Genomic DNA, 20,835 nt, shown 5'->3' with positions numbered 1-20,835 from the left:
GTGTGCCAGAGGGATTGAGCAAATTTCCGACACGCACTAACGGTTGCCCCATGGCAGAAACGATGCGTCAATTGGTGGATGAGGTGCGTGCCGCGTTGCAGGACAAGCTGCGCGTCCGCGGGCGTACGTTGGAAAAGCAGCTCCGCAGGGCAGGGCGTCAATTGCCCCGCCACGTCCGCAATGATGCCACCTATTTGGCGCAGGCTGTGGCGTTGAGTGACAACCCCAAACTTGCGCGCATGATCGATATGGCCAAGGCAAAAAAGGCCCATCGCAATATACTGGCCCATCTGGAGACGGTCGATATTGGCGCGCAAAGACGCAATGCCGCACTGAATATGCTGGCATCGGTCATGTTTGCATTGCTGGTGACGGGGGTTCTGCTGCTCGGCGTGATGTGGCTGCGCGGCTTTATCTAGGCAGCGGGCGTGCTGCCCGGCGTTGCCGCCGGGCTGCTTGATCTTTTACAGGTTCGGATAAATCGGGAAGCGGTCACAGAGCGCTTCGACTTCGGCGCGAACTTTGGTTTCGACGTCACCGTTGCCGTCCTCACCATTGGCGGCCAGACCTTCGGTCACTTCCACGATCCAGTCTGCGATCTGGCGGAATTCAGGCTCGCCAAAGCCGCGTGTCGTACCGGCGGGTGACCCCAGACGGATACCGGATGTGACCATCGGGCTTTCCGGATCAAAGGGGATGCCGTTTTTATTGCAGGTGATATGGGCGCGCTCCAACGCCTTCTCGGTCGCGTTGCCTTTGACGCCTTTGGGGCGCAAATCAACCAGCATCAGGTGCGTGTCGGTGCCGCCGGTGACAATATCAAGGCCACCTTTCATCAGCTGGTCGGCCAGCGCTTGGGCGTTTTTGACAACCTGTTCCTGATAGGTCTTGAATTCAGGGCGCAGTGCCTCGCCAAAGGCGACAGCCTTGCCTGCGATCACATGCATCAGAGGGCCGCCCTGAATGCCCGGGAAGATGGCCGAGTTGAACTTCTTCGCCAGTGCCTCGTCATTGGTCAGGATCATACCGCCGCGAGGGCCGCGCAGGGTTTTGTGGGTTGTCGTGGTCGCCACATGCGCATGGGGGAAGGGCGAGGGGTAAAGCCCCGCTGCCACAAGACCTGCGAAATGCGCCATATCCACCAGAAGGTAGGCCCCGACGCTATCCGCGATTTCGCGCATTTTTGCAAAGTCGATGATGCGCGGAATGGCCGAGCCGCCGGCGATGATCAGCTTGGGCTGATGTTCGGTTGCCAGTTCCTGCACCTGATCATAATCCAGCAGGCTGTCCTGCTGACGCACACCGTATTGGATGGCGTTATAAATTTTGCCTGACTGGTTCGGTTTTGCACCATGTGTCAGGTGGCCACCCGCATCAAGCGACATGCCAAGGATGGTGTCGCCCGGTTTGATCAGCGCCTGAAACACACCCTGGTTAGCCTGAGACCCGGAATTGGGTTGCACATTGGCAAAACTGCAGCCGAAGAGTTCGCAAGCGCGCTCAATGGCGAGGTTCTCGGCCACATCCACGTGCTCGCAGCCGCCGTAATAGCGCCGGCCGGGGTAGCCTTCGGCGTATTTGTTGGTCATCACGCCGCCTTGCGCTTCCATCACGGCGGCACTGACGATGTTTTCCGACGCGATCAGTTCGATCTCTTTGCGCTGGCGTTTCAGCTCTGCCTGCATCGCGGCGTGCAGCGCCGGATCGCGCGTTTCCAGTGTTTCGGTGAAAAATCCGTTGTCGCGGACAGTGACGTTCATGGGTGCATCCCCCCTAAAGGTGCCAAAAAATAACAGACTTGCGCCCTCTTACCCTAGGTCGTGCCGCGCCAAAAGCATCAAAACGACCAAGATGTTTATGAGCGCGCCATTAAGGGTTTCGTATCGGCGGCTTGCGTTTCGGGTCCGATCACCGCACAACTTATCGGAACTGAAAGGTTTTTATGTCATGCCGCGCCCCAAGATCGCCTTTGTCGCCAGTCCCGTGCCGATTGCACAAAACGCCTTGCGCGCTTTGGCCGCAAAGCATGGGGACGTGCCGCAGGATGAAGCTGATGTGATCGTTGCCCTCGGGGGGGATGGTTTCATGCTCCAGACCCTGCATGCCACGCAGGGACTGGATGTGCCTGTCTACGGGATGAACCGCGGCACTGTCGGGTTCTTGATGAATGAATATCACGCCGACGATCTGCAGACGCGGCTGGATGAGGCCGAGGAGGAGGTTATCAACCCGCTGACCATGACCGCGCTGACCGTTGATGGCGCGATGCATGAGGCGCTGGCAATCAACGAGGTCAGCCTGCTGCGCGCGGGCCCACAGGCGGCGAAACTGCGGATTACTGTGGATGGCAAGCTGCGCATGAATGAGCTTGTTTGCGATGGCGCGCTGGTGGCAACGCCTGCGGGGTCAACGGCCTACAACTACTCCGCCCACGGGCCGATCCTGCCCATCGGGTCGGACGTGCTGGCGCTGACGGCAATGGCCGCCTTCCGCCCCCGCCGCTGGCGCGGGGCGCTGTTGCCGAAACGGGCCGTCGTGCGGTTTGATGTGATTGATCCGGGCAAACGCCCCGTGATGGCCGATGCCGACGGGAAATCGGTGCGCAACGTGGTGAGTGTGGAAATTCATTCAGAGCCCAGCATCCGCCACCGGATCCTGTTTGATCCGGGGCATGGGCTGGAGGAACGGTTAATTAGGGAGCAGTTTGCCTGAACCCACGGGCCATGAGGCGCGGATGGAGAACTGCAATGCTGGCATAGTTGGCCTTTTCATTTCTCACAAAATCAGCCTCACAGCACAACCGGCCGGCGCAGTCCGGCCATCGCCCGACCTCCCCCAGGAGGGCGATTTTGCAACACTTTCAAAGGTATCCAACCCCGCTTTTGCGGCACGCCCCCGTGCCTCTGACGCCGCACAGCCCTCCAGGTCGGACGATGGCTGGACTGCGCCTCGGGTGCGAAGCCGCCATGCCCGACCTAACCCCGAGCATACCCCAACGGCTTCAACGCGTCCCTGATCTCATCCAGAATGGCCGGATCATCGATTGTCGCAGGCATCTTGAAGTCTTCGCCATCGGCGATCTTTACCATCGTGCCGCGCAGGATCTTGCCGGATCGCGTCTTGGGCAGACGGTCCACCACGGCGACCAGTTTGAACGCAGCCACGGGGCCGATCGTATCGCGCACCCGTTTGACGCAATCTTTCACGATCTGTTCCGGCGTCGTTTCACAGCCTTTGTTGAGGCAGACAAACCCCATGGGCAGTTGCCCTTTAAGCTCGTCTGTCACCCCGATCACGGCGCATTCACCGATGTCGGGATGCCCCGCGAGCACCTCTTCCATCGCACCCGTCGAAAGCCGGTGCCCCGCCACGTTGATCACATCATCCGTGCGCGCCATGATGTAGAGGTACCCGTCCTCGTCGATCATGCCCGCATCGCCGGTTTCATAGTAACCCGGGAAGGTCGTCAGGTAGGATTTCACAAAGCGGTCTTCGGCGTTCCAGAGCGTCGGCAACGTGCCGGGGGGAAGCGGCAGTTTGACAGCAATGGCACCCAATTCGCCGGGTTTCATCGGGTGGCCAGCTTCGTCCAGAATCTGCACGTCATAGCCCGGCATCGCGACAGTGGGCGAACCGATCTTGACGGGCAGCGCCTCGATCCCTGCAGGGTTGCCCGCGATGGTGTAGCCGGTCTCGGTTTGCCACCAGTGGTCATAGACCGGCACGCCCATAATACGCTGGGCCCATTGAATCGTGTCAGGGTCCGCACGCTCACCTGCCAGATACAGCGCGCGCAGGCCGGAAATATCGTAGTTCTTGATCAACTCGCCCTTGGGATCCTCGCGTTTGATCGCGCGGAATGCTGTGGGGGCGGTGAAGAAGGATTTGACGTTATATTCTTCAATGACGCGCCAGAAGGTGCCTGCGTCGGGTGTGCCTACCGGTTTGCCCTCGAAGACGACGGTGGTGTTGCCGTGGATCAAGGGCGCGTAGCAGATATAGGAATGGCCCACGACCCAGCCCACATCCGAGGCAGCCCAGAAAACTTCGCCGGGATCGACGTTGTAGATTGCCTTCATCGTCCAGTTCAGCGCCACAAGGTGGCCTGCGGTGGGGCGGACCACACCTTTGGGCGCGCCGGTCGTGCCCGAGGTGTAGAGGATATAGGCGGGATGATCGCCTTTGACGGGCACACATTCAGCAGGTTCAACACCGGCCTGAAACCCGTGCCAGTCGTAATCACGCCCCTCGATCAAGGCGGCAACTTCCTGTTCGCGTTGAAAGATGACGCAGAAATCGGGCTTATGCGTCGCCATCTCTATGGCTCCGTCCAGCAAAGGCTTGTAATGCACGACGCGCCCCGGCTCGATCCCGCAGGACCCTGCGATGATCGCCTTAGGGGTAGCGTCATCAATGCGCACCGCCAGTTCGTTGGCCGCAAAGCCACCAAATACAACCGAGTGGATCGCGCCCAGTCGCGCACAAGCAAGCATTGCCTCGAGCGCTTCTGGGATCATCGGCATGTAGATGATGACGCGGTCACCTTTTTCGACGCCTTTGGCGCGCAAGGCCCCCGCAAGCGAGGCCACGCGCGTCTGCAATTCCGCATAGGTGATCGTGTGCTTGGTATGGGTGACGGGGCTGTCATAGATGATTGCCAACTGTTCGCCGCGCCCGTTTTCCACATGGCGGTCAACGGCGTTGTAACAGGTGTTCACCTTGGCATCGGTGAACCAGCGGTAAAGCGGGGCCTTGCTGTCATCAAGCGCCTTTGTCGGGGGGGTGACCCAGTCGATTGATTTGGACTGCTCCATCCAGAAACCTTCCGGATCGTTCTGCCACGCGCCGTAAACCTCAGCATATCCCATGTCGTCCTCCCAAACGTATTGGCAGGATTGTTACGGTTCGGGTCAAGCCTCTGCAAGCATCGCTGCGGCGCAAATGACCGATCTAGTCAAAAACTTAACTAGCCGTAATGCGCCACGGGTGTCCCTGCAATGGCGGACATGTTCAAAAGGCCGCGCGCGGTGATGGATGGTGTCACGATATGACAGCGGTTGCCCATCCCCATCAGGATCGGCCCGACCTCGAGCCCGCCCCCCTTCATCTTCAGGATATTGCGCACGCCAGAGGCGGCATCTGTGTTGGCAAACACAAGGGTGTTGGCGGCCCCCGGAAGGTGCGCCGCAGGGAAGACGCGGTTGCGCAGTTCCACATCCAAAGCGGCATCGACATGCATTTCGCCCTCATAGGCAAAATCACGTGGCGCACTGTCGAGGATTTCCATCGCCGCGCGCATGCGGCGTCCGCTGTCGCTTTCAAGATTGCCGAACTGGCTGTGCGAACACAGTGCGATTTTTGGATCAACACCAAAGCGGCGCACGTGCCGTGCCGCTCCGATCACGGTCTCGGCGATTTGGGCGGGCGTTGGTTCGGGATGCACTTGGGTGTCGGCAATAAAGAGCGGGCCATCCTCAAGGATCATCAACGACAGACCCGCAATGGGGTGATAGCCGTCAGTGCCCAGCACCTGACTGACGTAGTTGAGGTGCCAGAGATACTGGCCGAATGTGCCACAGATCATGCTGTCAGCCTCGCCGCGTTGCACCATGACGGCGGCAATCGCGGTGCTGTTGGTGCGCATCACGGCCTTGGCCAGATCAGGGGTCACCCCCCGACGGGCCATCAGATCGTGATAGGTGCCCCAATAATCCCGATAGCGTGGATCGTCCTGGGGGTTCACGATGCTGAAATCCACACCCGGTCTGATTTTCAGGCCCGCGCGTTCGCAGCGTGCCGCGATCACCTCGGGACGGCCGATCAGGATGGGCGTATCTGTGGTTTCTTCCATAATCGCCTGAGAGGCACGCAGCACGCGCTCGTCCTCGCCCTCGGCAAAGACGATCTGGCGGGTGACTGTGCGCGCAGCCTCGAACACAGGACGCATGATCATGGCGGATTTGAACACGGAACCGTCAAGTGCCGCCTTATAGGCCTGCATATCGTCGACAGGGCGGGTGGCGACACCTGTTTCAATCGCGGCACCGGCCACGGCGCTGGCGACAACACCCATCAGGCGCGGATCAAAGGGTTTCGGGATCAAATAATCGGCCCCGAAGGTCAGTTTCTCGCCTTGATAGGCCGCCGCGGCCTCGGCGCTTGTTGTGGCGCGGGCAAGTGCGGCGATGCCTTCGACGCAGGCAATCTTCATCTCGTCGTTGATCTCGGTCGCGCCAACATCCAGCGCCCCGCGGAAGATGAAAGGGAAGCACAAGACGTTGTTGACCTGGTTTGGAAAGTCGCTGCGCCCCGTGGCGATGATCGCGTTGGGGTTCACTGCGCGGGCTGCTTCGGGGTCAATTTCAGGGTTGGGGTTGGCCAATGCAAAAATGATCGGGCGTTCGGCCATTTTGGCAACCATCTCGGGCTTGAGAACGCCAGGTCCGGACAATCCAAGGAACAGGTCAGCGCCTTCAATCACTTCGGCCAGCGTTGCAGGCGTTGTCCCTTGGGCGTATTCGGCCTTTTGTGGCGTCATGTCTTTTTCGCGGCCTTCGTAGACAAGGCCCTCGATATCGCAAAGGTAGACATTCTCGCGCTTCACGCCCAGTTTCAGCAGCATATTCAGACAGGCAATGCCCGCCGCACCGCCGCCCGTGCTGACGATCTTGATCTCTTCGAATGTTTTGCCGGCGATCCGCAAAGCATTGGTCGCCGCGGCACCGACAACAATTGCTGTGCCATGCTGGTCATCGTGGAAAACGGGGATATTCATCCGCTCGCGGCAGATTTTCTCGACGATAAAGCAATCAGGGGCCTTGATGTCTTCAAGGTTGATCGCGCCGAATGTCGGCTCAAGCGCGCATACGATATCGGCGAGCTTTTCCGGGTCGGGCTCATTCAGTTCGATATCAAAGCAATCGATATTGGCGAATTTCTTGAATAGAACCGCCTTGCCTTCCATCACCGGTTTGGAGGCCAGCGCACCGATGTTGCCAAGGCCCAAGACGGCCGTGCCATTTGTGACAACCGCCACCAGATTGCCGCGCGAGGTATAGTCGCGGGCGGTGTCGGGATCATTCTTGATCTCGATACAGGCCTCGGCAACACCGGGTGAGTAGGCGCGCGCAAGATCGCGGCCTGTGGCCAGTGGCTTTGTGGCGCGGATTTCGAGTTTTCCGGGCTTGGGGTACTTATGATAGTGAAGTGCGGCCTCTCTCAGGCTGTCTTTTGCATCGTCTGTCATAGCGTCCTCCAAATATGGTTTAACGTTAAACCATTTTCCCTTGTCCCTACGGAAAGCACAGCGCGGGGTCAATTGCGTAGCGCCTACTCTTGCAAATATTTTGCGACAAGGACAGGGTGCAAAAGATGACAGAGTTGAATGAAATACGTGCCGAGCTGTGCCTGCCAACAACTGACCTGCGGGCTGATCTCGGGTTTTTCGGCGGCACCTTGGGGATGCGGCTCGATATGATTTATCCTGCCGATGACCCCTCCGTGGCGGTCTATTCCGGTCACGGTGTGCGGGTGCGGCTTGATCAGGGCACCGGCGATAGCCCTGGCCTTTTGCGTATTCTGACGGATGATGCAGGATTTGCGGATGGGCAAAAGACGCTGACATCCCCGGGTGGCACACGGGTTGAGGTGCATCCGCTGCACCCGCCCTTGGAACTGCCGCCAACCGATCACGCCTTTGTCGTCCGCCGCCTTGCGGATCAGGCACCTTGGGTGATTGGCCGCGCAGGTATGCAATATCGTGACCTGATCCCGACCCGTTTGGGCGGGTCGATCATTGCCAGCCATATTCGTATTCCAGACGGCGGGCCGGTTCCGGATATGGTGCATTTTCACAAGGTCGGGTTTCAGTTGATCTTCTGCTACCGTGGCTGGGTCGATGTGGTCTATGAGGACCAAGGTCCCCCGATCCGCCTGACCGCAGGTGATTGCTTTATCCAGCCCCCCGAAATCCGCCACCGCGTGCTGGAAGCCTCGGACGGGATTGAAGTGATCGAAATCGGTGTGCCCGCAGAACACATCACCGAGATTGATCACGACATGACGTTGCCGACACCGCACCTGCGGCCTGATCGCGAATGGCAGGGACAGAAGTTTGTCTTCAACGAAGGGGCCAAGGCCGCGTGGGAGCCTGCCCGCCTGCCAGGTTTCATCGCGCGTGACACGACAATTGCGACAAATACGAAAGGCGTTGCAGGTGTACATGTCCTGCGCAAAGGCGCGGGCGATCCGGTCTGGTCCAGCCATGATGCCGACATCCATTTTACTTTTGTGATGGAAGGCACGATGACATTGGAAGGAGAGGGCAAAGACCCGTTCGCCTTGTCCCCCGGTGATGCCTTTGTGATCCCGCCGGGTATGCAGACGCGCTATGCCGATCCCTCGGATGATCTGGAGCTACTTGAAGTCACCTTGCCGGGCGTCTTTACGACGACCTAAGCCTCTTGCATCCGCACGCGGTCCGTCACACTCTGGACACCATCAATACCGGAGGCCTTATGTCATTGATTGATCACGCGCGCGCGGTTCGCGAAAACGCCTATGCGCCATATTCGAAATTCAAAGTCGGGGCGGCGCTGCGGGCGACCTCGGGTGCTGTGCATGTCGGCTGCAATGTCGAGAACGTGGCCTATCCCGAAGGCACCTGCGCCGAGGCTGGCGCGATTGCCGCGATGATTGCGGCAGGCGATACCGCTATCGCTGAAATCGCTGTGATTGCCGACAGCCCCAAACCCGTCAGCCCCTGTGGCGGATGTCGCCAGAAGATCGCGGAATTCGCCAAGGGCGATGTCAAAGTCACCCTGACAACTATGGATGGAACAGTGCATGAAACCACGGTCGCAACCCTGTTGCCGGGCAGTTTCGACGCAGACTATATGAGCCGCGTCTGACATGGACGCCCGTGCTATCATCGCCGCAGTCAGGGACAAGAGGGCCCCCACGCAGGAGGAACTGACATGGTTCGCCAAAGGGTTGGCCAGTGGTGCGGTCAGTGACGCGCAAGCGGGTGCTTTTGCCATGGCGGTGGTGTTGAACGGGCTGGGTGATGCGGGCCGCACGGCGCTGACGATCGGGATGCGCGATAGTGGCGACGTGATGACCTGGGATTTGCCGGGCCCCGTGATTGACAAACATTCAACCGGCGGTGTTGGCGATTGTGTGTCGCTGATCCTTGCGCCGGTGCTGGCGGCCTGCGGCGTCTATGTCCCGATGATTTCAGGGCGTGGTTTGGGGCATACCGGCGGCACGCTGGACAAGCTTGAAGCGATCCCGGGTGTGAACATCAACGTCTCTGAAAAGCAGTTGCGCCTGATCACCCGCGAGGTGGGTTGCGCGATTGTCAGTGCGACCGGCCAGATTGCCCCTGCCGACCGCCGCCTTTACGCGGTCCGCGATGTGACGGCGACTGTCGAGAGCATTGATCTGATCACTGCGTCGATCCTGTCCAAGAAGCTGGCGGCGGGGCTGGATAGCCTGATACTGGACGTCAAATGTGGTACGGGTGCGTTTATGAAAACGCATGATGAGGCGCGTGCGCTGGCACGGGCGCTGGTAACTGCCGCCAATGGTGCGGGTTGTACCTCGGCGGCAATGATCACGGATATGAATGAACCTCTGGCCCCCGCGCTGGGTAATGCGGTCGAGGTGGCGATCTGTATGGAAGTACTGGCGGGCAATACAGAGGTCGCACCGCGGCTCTATGACCTGACCGTCGGGCTGTGTACCCAGCTTTTGATGATGCAGGGCGAAGAGACCGCCCCTGCCGTGCAGCGCGTCAAGGAGGCCCTCAGCAGCGGTGCCGCGATGGAGCGGTTTTCCCAGATGATTGCAGCCTTGGGCGGCCCGCCCGATATGGCGCAGGACTGGCATACGCATTTGCCCAAGGCGCCTGTTGTGGGCGATGTGACCGCGCCTGCGTCGGGCTATATCTCGGCCATTGATGGTGAGGCGCTGGGCCTTGCGGTCGTGGCCCTCGGGGGCGGACGGAATGTGGAGACCGATCAGGTTGATCCGGCGGTGGGTCTGACCGAGGTCGTCCGGCTTGGTGCAAAAGTTTCGCGCGGCGATCCACTTTGCGTGGTTCATGCCGCTGATGAGGATGCGGCCATTGCCGCGGCGATGGCGGTTCAGGCCGCCATGACAATCGGTGAGGCGGTCACCCCCGGCCCGCTGGTTATTGAAGGAATGACCTGATGGCACGCGCCTTTTTGATCGTCATTGACAGCGTCGGGATCGGCGGGGCACCGGACGCGGACCAGTTTTTCAATGGTCAACTGCCCGATACAGGTGCCAATACCGTCGGTCACATTGCGCGGGATGTCGGCCTCAATGTGCCGACACTTGAGGCGCTGGGTTTGGGTGCTGCGGTAAAGCTCGCCTCGGGCGAGGCAGCGGTCGGTCTGGATGCCACCCCAACAGGCGCATGGGGCGCTGCAACGGAAATCTCGCGCGGGAAGGATACGCCGTCAGGCCATTGGGAACTCGCCGGTGTGCCTGTGCCATGGGACTGGCATGTGTTTCCCGATGCCGACCCTGCCTTTCCACCGGAGCTTACTGCGCTGATCTGTGAACTGGCGGGGACCGAAGGTATCTTGGGCAATCGTCATGCATCGGGCACGGCGGTGCTGGATGAAGAGGGCGAAGCACACCTGCGCACGGGCTGGCCGATTTGTTATACATCGGCCGATAGCGTGCTTCAGATCGCCGCCCATGAAGAGGCGTTCGGGTTAGAGCGGCTGATCAAGCTCTGCCATGACCTTGCCCCCGCCGTGCATGATATGCGGGTCGGGCGGGTCATCGCCCGCCCGTTCCTTGGCGAAGTCGGCAATTTCAAACGCACTGCCAACCGCAAGGATTTCGCGATCGCGCCGCCGTCACCCACGATTTGCGATTATGTCCATGATGCAAGGCGCACTGTGCATGCGGTCGGAAAGATCGGCGATATCTTCTCGATGCGGGGGATTGATGATCTGCGCAAAGGGCGGGATGCGGCCCTGATGGGGCATATCCATGATTTGGCGGACGCGGCGGCGGACGGGGATTTTGTTTTTGCCAATCTGGTCGAATTCGACAGCGAATACGGACATCGGCGCGACGCGGCTGGATACCGCGACCATTTGCAGTGGTTTGACGGGGAACTGGCGGCACTTTTGCCCAAACTGAAACCCGATGATCTGTTGATCGTCACCGCAGACCATGGCAATGACCCCACATGGGCTGGCACTGATCACACGCGTGAACGCGTGCCGGTTTTGGTGCATGGCTTGGGCGCGCGCGCGCTGGGCCAGCTGCAATTTGTTGACGTGGCCGCCACCGTTGCCGCCCATTTGAATGTGCCTTACGCAGGCCAAGGAAAGAGCTTTTTATGAGTTTTCGCACCCTCCCCAAAGTCGAGCTGCATACACATCTCGAAGGTTGCGCGCCGCCGGATTTTATCAAAGGGCTGGCTGCGGAAAAGAAGATAGATATCAGCAAGATATTCACGGCTGACGGCGGCTATGCCTTTCGCGATTTCGACCATTTCCTGAAGGTCTATGAGGCGGCGTGCACGACACTGCAAACGCCTGATGATTTTCGCCGCCTCACCATGGCCGTGCTGGAAGAAACGGCCTTTCACGGTGTCGTCTATATGGAAACCTTTGTGTCCCCTGATTTTTGCGGCGGTGGCGATCTGGCAGCTTGGAAAGATTACCTTGCCGCGATGGAAGATGCAGCAGCCGAAGGTGAAGAGAAGCTGGGGATAACCCTGAAAGGGATTGTGACAGGTATCCGCCATTTCGGGCCCGAGGCCTGCAAACCCGCCGCACGCTGCGCCGCCGAAACTTACGGTGATTTCATCGTGGGCTATGGCATGGCCGGCGGCGAAATGGTCGGACGCCCCGGCGACTATCGCTATAGCTTTGACATGGCACGCGAGGCGGGGATGCCGCTGACCTGCCATGCGGGCGAATGGGGTGGGGCGGCGATGGTGTCTGAAACCCTGCGCGAATTGAAAGTATCGCGCATTGGTCACGGGATAGGGGCGATTACCGATCCTGCGCTGATTGAAGAGATCGCCGAGAAAGAGATCGTGCTCGAGGTCTGCCCGGGCTCGAATGTGGTTCTGAAAGCTGTCAAAGACTGGGACAGCCACCCGATTGCGAAACTGCGTGACGCCGGTGTGAAGGTGACTGTTTCAACAGATGACCCGCCCTTCTTTCACACGACGATGACCGACGAATACGAGATGCTGCACCGCACCTTTGGCTGGGATGAGGACGATTTCAGAGCCCTGAACGAAACGGCCATTGCCGCAGCCTTTTGCAATGACGCCACCAAAGCTCGCATCACCAAAAAACTGGAGCCCGCCACATGACCGAACATGTCACCCACGTCACCCACCCGTTGGTCCAGCATAAGCTGACATTGATGCGCCAGAGTGATACATCGACGGCCTTGTTCCGCCAACTGTTGCGTGAAATCAGTCAGTTGCTGGCCTATGAGGTGACCCGTGGTCTGCCGATGACAACCAAACGTATCGACACGCCGCTGGAACCAATGGATGCGCCGGTGATTGACGGCAAGAAGCTGGCACTTGTGTCGATCCTGCGGGCGGGGAACGGGCTTCTGGATGGGGTATTGGAATTGATCCCGTCTGCTCGTGTCGGTTTTGTCGGCCTTTACCGCGATGAGGAAACACTCAAGCCGGTACAGTATTATTTCAAGGTGCCAACAGAACTCGAAGACCGTTTGGTCATTGCCGTCGATCCGATGTTGGCAACCGGCAATTCCTCTGTTGCGGCGATTGACCTGTTGAAACAGGCAGGGGCAACAAATATCCGGTTCCTTTGCCTGCTGGCCGCACCCGAAGGGATAGCGCGCATGCGTGAGGCCCATCCCGATGTCCCGATTGTTACAGCGGCAATTGATAGCCATCTCAACGAGAAAGGCTATATCGTGCCGGGCCTTGGCGATGCCGGTGACCGGATGTTCGGGACAAAGTAACGCCTAGATATTGCAGATATTCTGTAGGCTGACCCAGTCGCTATCTGTCAGGATGAGGGGGGCGGTCTGACCGTCAAGCGGATCAGGGCCGAGGTCCGGCATATTGCCACTGCGGGCATCTGCTGCCGCCAGATAGGGGCCTTGAGGTATCTGCGCTGCGGCCAGTGTCTGGCTTAAAACTGCGGCATCTGGTGTGGCCGCAGGGCCTGCCAGCAGAGTTGCCGCATTGTCGCGCAGGATCGCATCAGGGATTTCGCCGGTTGTCAGCAGACGGAATGTGGTGCCAAGCCCCGCTTGTTGCAGCAAGGCTTCCAGCGGATCCATGTGCAGAACCGAGGCGCGCGCGGCAAGAATAAAACCTGCGGCAACCGCCGGATCATCCGAAAGCTGCAACACCCCGTAATCGAGCGCCACGATGCTACCCGGCAAAGCCAACGCGCCTTGCGCAAGCGCGGGCACCACAATGATCCGCGCTGCGGTTTGCGGCCCGAAAAGCCGCCGTGCAAGACGTCCCGCCGCGGCATTTGCCCGTGGCGACTGACAGGCCGCACCGGTCTCTTCCTGCACATAGCCCAGAAGTTTCGTTCCGATCTCCATGCGCTTGGGGGCTGGCACCACAGCAAGGGTCTGCCGTGTCAACGCACCGGGTAGCCAGAAGATGGCCAAGAGCAAGGTCACAACGATCAGCCCAGCCGTCAGCCAATGGCGCAGGGTTCCCGGATGGGGGCGCGATTTTGCGAGGGCCTTACGCACTTCCTCGATCGCATCAATCATGGTGATGTCAGCGATTTCCAGTATCTCGCTGGCCTCTTCGTCTGGCGCGTAGATCGCAGGAGTCTCCTCGGGGTTTTGCCGGATCAACGCAGGCAGCGACCAATGGGCCAAAGGACGCCCCGTGGCATCCGCAATCACAAGTGTCGCATCGCCGAACGACAGCGTGACATCGCGGCGCTGCCCTTCCGGCTCAGACCGCCAGAGCGCTTCGCTTTCCAGCCGTACGTATCGGTCCAGTGCCGTCATCTGCTCTATGCCCTTTTGGTCACAGCGTACCGATTTCGGACTGGGTTGTCATGTCGGAAACAACCAGCGGGTGGTATCATGCGGCGCACGACCTGATGCCTCCGGCGGAAGTTTGATTGGACATGGAAAGTGGAAAGGTTGCGCGCTGGCCGGTTGCCCGGTCCAGGCTGATCTTTTCAGATCCCCGCCAGCGCGACTTTCCACGTCACGGTCATCAACGCTTCCGCCTGTACCGTAGCCGCGAGTTTAGAGTTGCTTGGTTAACGAAGCCTTGATTTTCCATGTCCAATCAAACTTCCGCCGGAGGCATCCTGCCGCCTGCCTAAAACGTCTTCGCCAGATTGCGGAGTTCAAACTTCTGGATTTTTCCGGTCGATGTTTTGGGCAGTTCCTGGAACACGACTTTCTTGGGGCATTTGAACCCTGCCAACCGTGTTCGCGTAAATGCGATGATATCTGCTTCTTCCGCGCTGGCGCCATCCTTCAGTTCGACAAAAGCACAGGGGACTTCGCCCCATTTGTCGTCCGGCTTGGCGACCACTGCACAGAGGTTCACTGCCGGGTGGTGCATCAGTGCACCCTCGACTTCGACCGAACTGATATTCTCACCGCCGGAAATGATGATGTCCTTGGCACGGTCGGAGATTTGCATCGCCCCGCCCGGGTGCTGGATTGCGAGGTCCTCGGAATGGAAATACCCGCCTGCAAAGGCCTTTTCCGTGGCTTGGGGGTTCTTGAGATAGCCTTTCATCACAGCGTTCCCGCGCATGACGATCTCGCCTTGTGTCGCTCCGTCACGCGGGACTTGCCGCATGTGTTCATCGACCACGGTCACATCTTCCATGATTGGAAAGCCGACGCCCTGGCGTGCCTTGATCGCCGCCTGGTCGGCTTCGGGCAGCGCATCCCATGCGTCATCCCAGATACATTCCGTGACGTGCCCGTATGTCTCGGTCAGCCCATAGACCTGTTTCACGTTGAACCCCAGTTTGCCGATCGCGGCCAGCGTTGCAGGGGCAGGGGGCGCGCCGGCAGTAAAGACCTCAACCACATGATCAAAGGTGCGGCGTTCGGCGTCTTTCGCGTTTACCAGCAGGTTGAGAACGATTGGCGCGCCGCCAAAATGCGTGATCTTTTCATCGCCAATCGCGTCGTAAATTGCCTTGGCCGTTATATCGCGACAACAGATCGCTGTGCCGCCCAAGGCGGGCAGCATCCACGTGTGGTTCCAGCCGTTGCAGTGAAAAAGCGGGACGATTTGTAGGTAGCGCAGAAAGAGCGGCAACTCCCAGCTGATCGGTGTGCCCATCGTCATCAGGTATGCACCACGGTGGTGATAAACCACGCCTTTGGGGCGGCCGGTGGTGCCGGATGTATAATTGAGCGCGAGGCTTTCCCATTCGTTCTCAGGGAGGATCCATGCGAACTCCGGATCACCTGTTGCCAGAAAATCCTCATAGTTCTGCTGCGCGCCCATTGCATGGACACCGGCCTGATCATCCGGCACTTCGATGATCATGGGGGCAGGGCCCTCCATCAGGTCAACTGCGGCCATGGCAAGCGGCAGGAACTGGCTGTCTACCAAAGCGACCTTCGCTTCGCCGTGGTCAAAGATATAGGCCACCGTATCCACATCCAGACGGGTGTTGATTGTATTCAGGACGGCACCACAGGCGGGAACACCAAAGGCTGCTTCGGATTGCGCAGGGATATTGGGAAGGAGTGTTGCCACAACGTCACCCGGTTGCACGCCAACCTTGGTCAGCGCCGAGGCCAGCCGCGAGACCCGCCGGTAATATTGGGCATAGGTTATTCTGGTCTTGCCATAGACCACCGCTTCACGATCAGCAAAGATCAGTGCGGCGCGCTGCAAATGCGACAAAGGCGTCAGCGGGACATAGTTCGCCGCCCGCTTTTCAAGCCCGGTTTCATCGCGCATCCAACCCATGACATGATCCTCCCGCAGATTGTCTTTGGACGGTGAGTATTGCGCTATGTTGTTGACTTGGAAAGTGGGAATTGGCCTGCGAGGGGTCCGCGGGATTGCCCTCCGTGCATCAATACTTAGTTGAATTGCTAACTATAGGTTCGAAGGCAGTGCTTTGTAGCGAAGCTTTCATCTTGAAATGCGCAATTCAAAGCATTGATTCTGAGAGAAAAATATTATGGCGCACCCCATGGGCGGGGTGCGCCATAATCGTTCAGGCCGCTTGGGCTGCTGCGCCGAAGCGCTTGTAGAACTCTTGCCCTTTATCAGCCATTTCACGCAACAGAGCAGGTGTTGTGAAACGTGCGCCGAATTCTTCGGTCAGCTGATCGCACCGCTCGGCGGCATAGGGTGCGCCGATGATGTCGAGCCAGCTGAACGGCCCGCCCGACCAAGGAGCAAAGCCCCAGCCGAGGATCGCACCCACATCGCCTTCGCGGATGTCTTCCAGCACGCCTTCTTCGAGCGCGCGGACCGCCTCCAGCACTTGCGCAAAGAGCAGACGGTGCTGCACGGTTGTCAGGTCTGGCTGTTCGTCCGCGACAGGATACTGCGCGGCAAGCCCATCCCACAGGCCCAGACGCTTGCCCTTGTCATCGTAGCTGTAGAAGCCCGCGTTGGATTTGCGGCCCAGACGGTTCTGGTCGAACATCCAGAACAGCACTTCATCGACTTCGCCATCGGGGTAGGCATCGCCCATCGCAGCTTTTGTCGCCTTGGCGATCTTCACACCTAGGTCGACAGAGGTTTCATCAACCAGTTGCAGCGGGCCCAGTGGCATGCCGACGAGCTTGGCCGCATTCTCGATCAGGGCCGGTTCCACCCCTTCCTTCACCATCCGAATGCCTTCGTTGATGTAAGGAATGATGCAGCGGTTGGCGTAGAAGAACCGTTCGTCATTGACGACAATCGGGGTTTTCTTGATCTGGCGCACATAGTCGAGCGCTTTGGCCACGGCCACATTGCCGGTCTCTTTGCCTTTGATGATCTCGACCAGCAGCATCTTGTCCACGGGGCTGAAGAAGTGGATGCCGATGAATTTCTCGGCGTCCACCGATGCCTTGGCCAGTTCGGTGATCGGCAGGGTCGATGTGTTGGTCGCAAAGATGCAGTCAGGGCCAGTGACGGCCTGCACCTTGGCAGTGACGTCGGCTTTGACGCCCACATCTTCGAACACGGCCTCGACGATCAGATCGCAGCCCTTTAGCGCGTCATAATCGGTGGTGGCGTTGATCAGGCCAAGGACGGTGTCTTTCTTCTCTTGGGTCACCTTCTTGCGGGCCATGCCCTTGTCCAGATGTGCCTCGGTATAGGACTTGCCCTTGTCTGCGGCCTCTTGCGTACTGTCGATCAGGACAACTTCGATGCCAGCCAGCGCCGAGACCATCGCAATGCCTGCACCCATCATGCCTGCGCCAATGACGCCGACCTTTTTGACCTTCTGGTCGGGGGCTTGGGGGCGGTTGGCCCCCTTTTCCAAAGCTTCCTTGTTGATGAAAAGGCTGCGGATCATAGCCGAGGACGAGGGGTTCATCAGGACATTGGTGAACCAGCGCGCTTCGATTTTCAGGGCCGTGTCAAAAGGCACCAGCGCCCCTTCGTAGACGGCGGATAGCAGGGCCTTGGCCGCAGGGTAAACGCCCTGGGTCTTGCCGTTGACCATTGCCGATGCGCCCACGAAGGTCATGAAACCGGCAGGGTGGTATGGTGCGCCGCCAGGCATTTTATAGCCCTTTTCATCCCATGGCTTGACGATATTCGGCTCGGACAGAACCCATGCTTTCGCCGCGGACAGCAGTTCGTCTGCGGGAACCACCTCGTCAATGACGCCAGCCGCTTTCGCCTTTTGCGGGTCGTTCAGCTTACCCTCAAGCAAGAGCGGCGATGCACCCATTGCGCCCAGCTTACGCGACAGACGTGTCGTGCCGCCAGCACCGGGAAAAATACCGACCATGATTTCCGGCAGGCCGATCTTGGCCTTGGGGTTGTCGGCAGCAAAAATGCGGTGACAAGCCAGCGGCACTTCAAGGCCGATACCAAGGGCTGTGCCGGGCAGGGCGGCTGCGATCGGCTTGCCGCCTTTGTTGGTCTTTGGGTCCATACCAGCGCGTTCGATCTTGCGCAGGATCGCGTGCATCCCCATCAGGCCGTCAAACAGGCCGCGCGCAGGATCGTCTCCTGCGCTGTCTTTCATCTTGGCGATGATGTTCAGGTCCATGCCGCCCGCAAAAGAGCCCTCTTTGCCGGACGTGATGATGACACCCTTGATGCCGTCATCTGCCAGCGCCTGATCAATCAGTGCGTCCAGATCGGTAAACCCTTGCTGGTTCATCACGTTCATGGATTTGCCTTGCGTATCCCAGACAATCGTTGCGACGCCATCGGCGTCAGTGGTCATGGTAAAGTCGGTCATTTCATTCTCCAAATCCGGGAGGTTATTGTTCAGTCCGCGCCGGGCGCGGTGTATCTTTGAGTGTGGCGCCTTGGCGAAAGGCCATCGCCTGCCACGAGGTATCGTTGATGGCATTCTCGGACGATGTGACCCGCCATGTGCCTTCGATGAATTCCAAGGTTGCCCAGACCTCATAGGGATCACGCAACCGGTTGCCGTTGCGCAAGAACTCGGTGGTGTGTGACGCGATGATTTTAGTTGGCGTCAATACCGCAGCACCGGTGCAGATCCGGATGAAATCGGTCACACCAAGCCCTTTCAGGTAACCGCGAAACGCGTCAAAGGCCTCTTTCATCTGGGCACAGGTCGTGATCAGCTGCTCATTTCCTTTGGTGCTGTATCGATGGGGGACATGTAAGGCGTTCTGAAAAGCGTCGAAATCATTCTCGAAATAGGCAGCGCAGATTTTGTCCAGCAGGTGCTGGTAAATTTCGACTGCCATTTCTTCGGTGATTTGCGACGCCATTGGTTACACCCGCTCGATGATGGTCGCGGCCCCCATACCTGAAGCAATACACAGCGTAGCAAGGCCTGTGCCTTGGCCCGTGCGCTCCAGTTCGTCCAGCAATGTGCCGATGATGATCGCACCGGTCGCGCCCAGCGGGTGACCCATCGCGATGGAACCGCCGTTGACGTTGACCTTGCTGTTGTCCACATCAAAGGCCTGCATGAAGCGCAGGACGACCGATGCGAACGCCTCGTTGACCTCGAAGAGATCAATGTCGCTGATGCTCATGCCGGAATCCTTGAGGATTTTTTCGGTCACAGGAACAGGGCCTGTCAGCATGATCGTCGGATCGGTCCCGATCTTGGCAGTCGCCTTGATCCGTGCGCGCGGTTTGAGGCCCATCGCCTCGCCCCATTCCTTGGACCCGATCAGCACGCCAGCGGCGCCATCCACGATCCCCGAAGAGTTGCCCGCATGGTGGATATGGTTGATCCGCTCCAGATGCGGGTACTTCATCAGCGCGACCTTGTCGAAGCCGGGCATGACTTCGCCCATGGCCTGAAACGCAGGGTTCAGTGAACCCAGTGTTTGCATGTTCGTCTCGGGGCGCATGTATTCGTCGTGATCCAGAATGGCCAAACCGTTGATATCGCGCACAGTGACGACGGATTTATCAAAGCGCTTGTCGTCCCAAGCGGCTTTCGCGCGCTTCTGGCTTTCCATCGCAAGCTGGTCGGCATCATCACGGCTGAACCCATATTCGGTGGCGATGATATCGGCAGAGATGCCTTGCGGGACAAAATACGTCTCCATCGCAATCGACGGATCAACGGCAATGGCCGCGCCATCCGAACCCATGGCAACACGACCCATCATCTCGACACCACCGGCGATATAGGCCTGACCTGCACCGCCCTTCACCTGATTGGCGGCAAGGTTCACCGCTTCCATGCCCGAGGCACAGAACCGGTTGATCGCGAGGCCGGGGATGGACTGATCCAGATCCGAGGCCAGCACGGCCGTGCGCGCAAGACAGCCGCCCTGTTCGCCGACTTGGGTGACGTTGCCCCAGATCACATCTTCAACGGCGTGACCCTCAAGGTTGTTGCGCTCTTTCAGCGCGTTCAGCACGCCTGCGGACAGGCGCGCAGATGTCACCTCGTGCAGGCTTCCGTCCTTGCGGCCCTTACCGCGCGGGGTGCGGATGGCATCATAGATATAGGCTTCGGTCATAGTGTCCTCCGGTTACGCAGGCGCAGGAAAGGCGCGCTGCATCAATTCATAAGGTGGTTTCCAACCGGGCTGGGCGGCGATGGCATCAAGCCAGCGGTTGATATTGGGGTAATCGGCACGGTCAAATGTGAACGGCTCGGGGTAAAACAGGTAGCCTGCGCAACTCAGGTCTGCGACGGTGATGTCATCACCGGCAAGCCACGCGTGATTGCTCAACTGATCGTCCAGCGTTTTGAGTGCGCTGGCCAGACGTCCCGCCAGAAAGGCGATGACATCGGCATTGCGTTTCTCTTCCGGCAGATAGTTCATTTGGAACCGCAGAATGCCTGCAATGCTCGAGACTTTGTGGTTGTCAAAGAACATCCACCGCAGCACTTCACGGCGTGCATCGGCGGAACGGCCGCCCATCTTGCCGGTCTTTGAGCTGAGGTAATCAAGGATCACGCCTGATTGCGTCAGGGTCAGGTCACCGTCTACCAGCACGGGCGCTTCGCCCATGATGTTCAATTCCCGGTATTCCGGACTGCGGCTCTCGCCTTTGAAGAAGTCGATGAAAACCGGCTCCCATTCGACATCCATCATCGAGAGCGCCATCGCGACCTTGTACGAATGGCCGCTTTCGCCAAAGCAATGCAGTTTCATGGTCATAGTGTAGGCCTCCCAACCCGTATCGGGGAATTCTGCGGGCAGAAA

General features: G+C 59.1%; 17 protein-coding genes. 8 read left to right on the top strand and 9 right to left on the bottom strand.

Annotated elements, in window-relative coordinates:
* Window positions 1–50: 50 nt before the first annotated feature.
* The gene (locus SJY29_RS10315) at window positions 51–419 is read left to right on the top strand and encodes a hypothetical protein (protein ID WP_400082589.1); all 369 of its coding nucleotides are present in this window, start codon (window positions 51–53) and stop codon (window positions 417–419) included.
* Between the two features lie 45 nt (window positions 420–464).
* On the opposite strand, the gene glyA is transcribed toward SJY29_RS10315, so the two are convergent.
* A complete protein-coding gene (gene glyA, locus SJY29_RS10310) occupies window positions 465–1,760 on the bottom strand; it encodes a serine hydroxymethyltransferase (RefSeq protein WP_400082586.1) in 1,296 nt (431 codons plus the stop codon).
* A gap of 187 nt (window positions 1,761–1,947) precedes the next feature.
* Between glyA and SJY29_RS10305 the strand changes: the two genes are divergently transcribed.
* Window positions 1,948–2,712: an NAD kinase gene (locus tag SJY29_RS10305; protein WP_400082584.1), complete on the top strand. Its 765-nt coding sequence runs from the start codon at window positions 1,948–1,950 to the stop codon at window positions 2,710–2,712.
* A 263-nt stretch (window positions 2,713–2,975) separates the two neighbouring features.
* Here SJY29_RS10305 and prpE read toward each other — a convergent pair whose 3' ends face one another.
* Together prpE and SJY29_RS10295 are read right to left on the bottom strand one after the other, a co-directional pair.
* On the bottom strand, window positions 2,976–4,868 hold the full coding sequence (gene prpE, locus SJY29_RS10300; RefSeq protein ID WP_400082582.1) for a propionate-CoA ligase PrpE: 1,893 nt from the start codon (window positions 4,866–4,868) through the stop codon (window positions 2,976–2,978).
* 98 nt (window positions 4,869–4,966) lie between these two features.
* Window positions 4,967–7,246 carry an NADP-dependent malic enzyme gene (locus SJY29_RS10295; RefSeq protein WP_110279331.1) on the bottom strand — a complete coding sequence of 760 codons (2,280 nt, stop codon included), beginning with the start codon at window positions 7,244–7,246 and terminating at the stop codon, window positions 4,967–4,969.
* A 125-nt stretch (window positions 7,247–7,371) separates the two neighbouring features.
* Between SJY29_RS10295 and SJY29_RS10290 the strand changes: the two genes are divergently transcribed.
* The 6 genes from SJY29_RS10290 to upp are packed head-to-tail and all read left to right on the top strand — an operon-like array spanning window position 7,372 to window position 13,002.
* On the top strand, window positions 7,372–8,457 hold the full coding sequence (locus tag SJY29_RS10290; RefSeq protein ID WP_400082580.1) for a cupin domain-containing protein: 1,086 nt from the start codon (window positions 7,372–7,374) through the stop codon (window positions 8,455–8,457).
* Between the two features lie 5 nt (window positions 8,458–8,462).
* Window positions 8,463–8,909, top strand: coding sequence for a cytidine deaminase (locus SJY29_RS10285; protein ID WP_400082578.1), 447 nt, complete (start codon window positions 8,463–8,465; stop codon window positions 8,907–8,909).
* 1 nt (window position 8,910) lies between these two features.
* Window positions 8,911–10,212, top strand: a complete 1,302-nt coding sequence (locus SJY29_RS10280; RefSeq protein WP_400082575.1) for a thymidine phosphorylase — start codon at window positions 8,911–8,913, stop codon at window positions 10,210–10,212.
* Window positions 10,212–11,387 carry a phosphopentomutase gene (locus SJY29_RS10275; RefSeq protein WP_400082572.1) on the top strand — a complete coding sequence of 392 codons (1,176 nt, stop codon included), beginning with the start codon at window positions 10,212–10,214 and terminating at the stop codon, window positions 11,385–11,387. The genes SJY29_RS10280 and SJY29_RS10275 overlap by 1 nt, the downstream gene beginning before the upstream one ends.
* On the top strand, window positions 11,384–12,373 hold the full coding sequence (locus SJY29_RS10270; RefSeq protein WP_400082569.1) for an adenosine deaminase: 990 nt from the start codon (window positions 11,384–11,386) through the stop codon (window positions 12,371–12,373). The genes SJY29_RS10275 and SJY29_RS10270 overlap by 4 nt, the downstream gene beginning before the upstream one ends.
* Window positions 12,370–13,002, top strand: coding sequence for a uracil phosphoribosyltransferase (gene upp / locus SJY29_RS10265; RefSeq protein WP_055687732.1), 633 nt, complete (start codon window positions 12,370–12,372; stop codon window positions 13,000–13,002). The genes SJY29_RS10270 and upp overlap by 4 nt, the downstream gene beginning before the upstream one ends.
* Before the next feature lie 3 nt (window positions 13,003–13,005).
* Here upp and SJY29_RS10260 read toward each other — a convergent pair whose 3' ends face one another.
* From SJY29_RS10260 to SJY29_RS10235, 6 genes are all read right to left on the bottom strand, one after another.
* Window positions 13,006–14,022: a hypothetical protein gene (locus tag SJY29_RS10260; RefSeq protein ID WP_400082566.1), complete on the bottom strand. Its 1,017-nt coding sequence runs from the start codon at window positions 14,020–14,022 to the stop codon at window positions 13,006–13,008.
* A gap of 322 nt (window positions 14,023–14,344) precedes the next feature.
* A complete protein-coding gene (locus SJY29_RS10255; protein ID WP_400082564.1) occupies window positions 14,345–15,970 on the bottom strand; it encodes an AMP-binding protein in 1,626 nt (541 codons plus the stop codon).
* Window positions 15,971–16,223: 253 nt separating this feature from the next.
* Window positions 16,224–18,422, bottom strand: a complete 2,199-nt coding sequence (locus tag SJY29_RS10250; protein ID WP_400082562.1) for a 3-hydroxyacyl-CoA dehydrogenase NAD-binding domain-containing protein — start codon at window positions 18,420–18,422, stop codon at window positions 16,224–16,226.
* A 22-nt stretch (window positions 18,423–18,444) separates the two neighbouring features.
* Window positions 18,445–18,903 carry a hypothetical protein gene (locus tag SJY29_RS10245; RefSeq protein ID WP_400082559.1) on the bottom strand — a complete coding sequence of 153 codons (459 nt, stop codon included), beginning with the start codon at window positions 18,901–18,903 and terminating at the stop codon, window positions 18,445–18,447.
* Window positions 18,904–18,930: 27 nt separating this feature from the next.
* On the bottom strand, window positions 18,931–20,142 hold the full coding sequence (locus tag SJY29_RS10240) for an acetyl-CoA C-acetyltransferase (RefSeq protein WP_055291963.1): 1,212 nt from the start codon (window positions 20,140–20,142) through the stop codon (window positions 18,931–18,933).
* A gap of 12 nt (window positions 20,143–20,154) precedes the next feature.
* Entirely contained in the window at window positions 20,155–20,790 is a 636-nt protein-coding gene (locus SJY29_RS10235; protein WP_400082557.1) for a glutathione S-transferase family protein, read from the bottom strand.
* Window positions 20,791–20,835 lie beyond the last annotated feature (45 nt).

This window comes from Yoonia sp. R78084 (assembly GCF_044595625.1).
Classification (GTDB): Bacteria; Pseudomonadota; Alphaproteobacteria; order Rhodobacterales; family Rhodobacteraceae; genus Yoonia.
Note: the sequence above shows the minus strand (reverse complement) of the source record. Positions and strands in the feature narration are given on the sequence as shown.

Coding starts and splice junctions, on each gene's coding strand:
- SJY29_RS10315 (WP_400082589.1), top strand. CDS start 51: ATGGCAGAAACGATGCGTCAATTGGTGGATGAGGTGCGTGCCGCGTTG.
- glyA (WP_400082586.1), bottom strand. CDS start 1,760: ATGAACGTCACTGTCCGCGACAACGGATTTTTCACCGAAACACTGGAA.
- SJY29_RS10305 (WP_400082584.1), top strand. CDS start 1,948: ATGCCGCGCCCCAAGATCGCCTTTGTCGCCAGTCCCGTGCCGATTGCA.
- prpE (WP_400082582.1), bottom strand. CDS start 4,868: ATGGGATATGCTGAGGTTTACGGCGCGTGGCAGAACGATCCGGAAGGT.
- SJY29_RS10295 (WP_110279331.1), bottom strand. CDS start 7,246: ATGACAGACGATGCAAAAGACAGCCTGAGAGAGGCCGCACTTCACTAT.
- SJY29_RS10290 (WP_400082580.1), top strand. CDS start 7,372: ATGACAGAGTTGAATGAAATACGTGCCGAGCTGTGCCTGCCAACAACT.
- SJY29_RS10280 (WP_400082575.1), top strand. CDS start 8,911: ATGGACGCCCGTGCTATCATCGCCGCAGTCAGGGACAAGAGGGCCCCC.
- SJY29_RS10275 (WP_400082572.1), top strand. CDS start 10,212: ATGGCACGCGCCTTTTTGATCGTCATTGACAGCGTCGGGATCGGCGGG.
- SJY29_RS10270 (WP_400082569.1), top strand. CDS start 11,384: ATGAGTTTTCGCACCCTCCCCAAAGTCGAGCTGCATACACATCTCGAA.
- upp (WP_055687732.1), top strand. CDS start 12,370: ATGACCGAACATGTCACCCACGTCACCCACCCGTTGGTCCAGCATAAG.
- SJY29_RS10260 (WP_400082566.1), bottom strand. CDS start 14,022: ATGACGGCACTGGACCGATACGTACGGCTGGAAAGCGAAGCGCTCTGG.
- SJY29_RS10255 (WP_400082564.1), bottom strand. CDS start 15,970: ATGGGTTGGATGCGCGATGAAACCGGGCTTGAAAAGCGGGCGGCGAAC.
- SJY29_RS10250 (WP_400082562.1), bottom strand. CDS start 18,422: ATGACCGACTTTACCATGACCACTGACGCCGATGGCGTCGCAACGATT.
- SJY29_RS10245 (WP_400082559.1), bottom strand. CDS start 18,903: ATGGCAGTCGAAATTTACCAGCACCTGCTGGACAAAATCTGCGCTGCC.
- SJY29_RS10240 (WP_055291963.1), bottom strand. CDS start 20,142: ATGACCGAAGCCTATATCTATGATGCCATCCGCACCCCGCGCGGTAAG.
- SJY29_RS10235 (WP_400082557.1), bottom strand. CDS start 20,790: ATGACCATGAAACTGCATTGCTTTGGCGAAAGCGGCCATTCGTACAAG.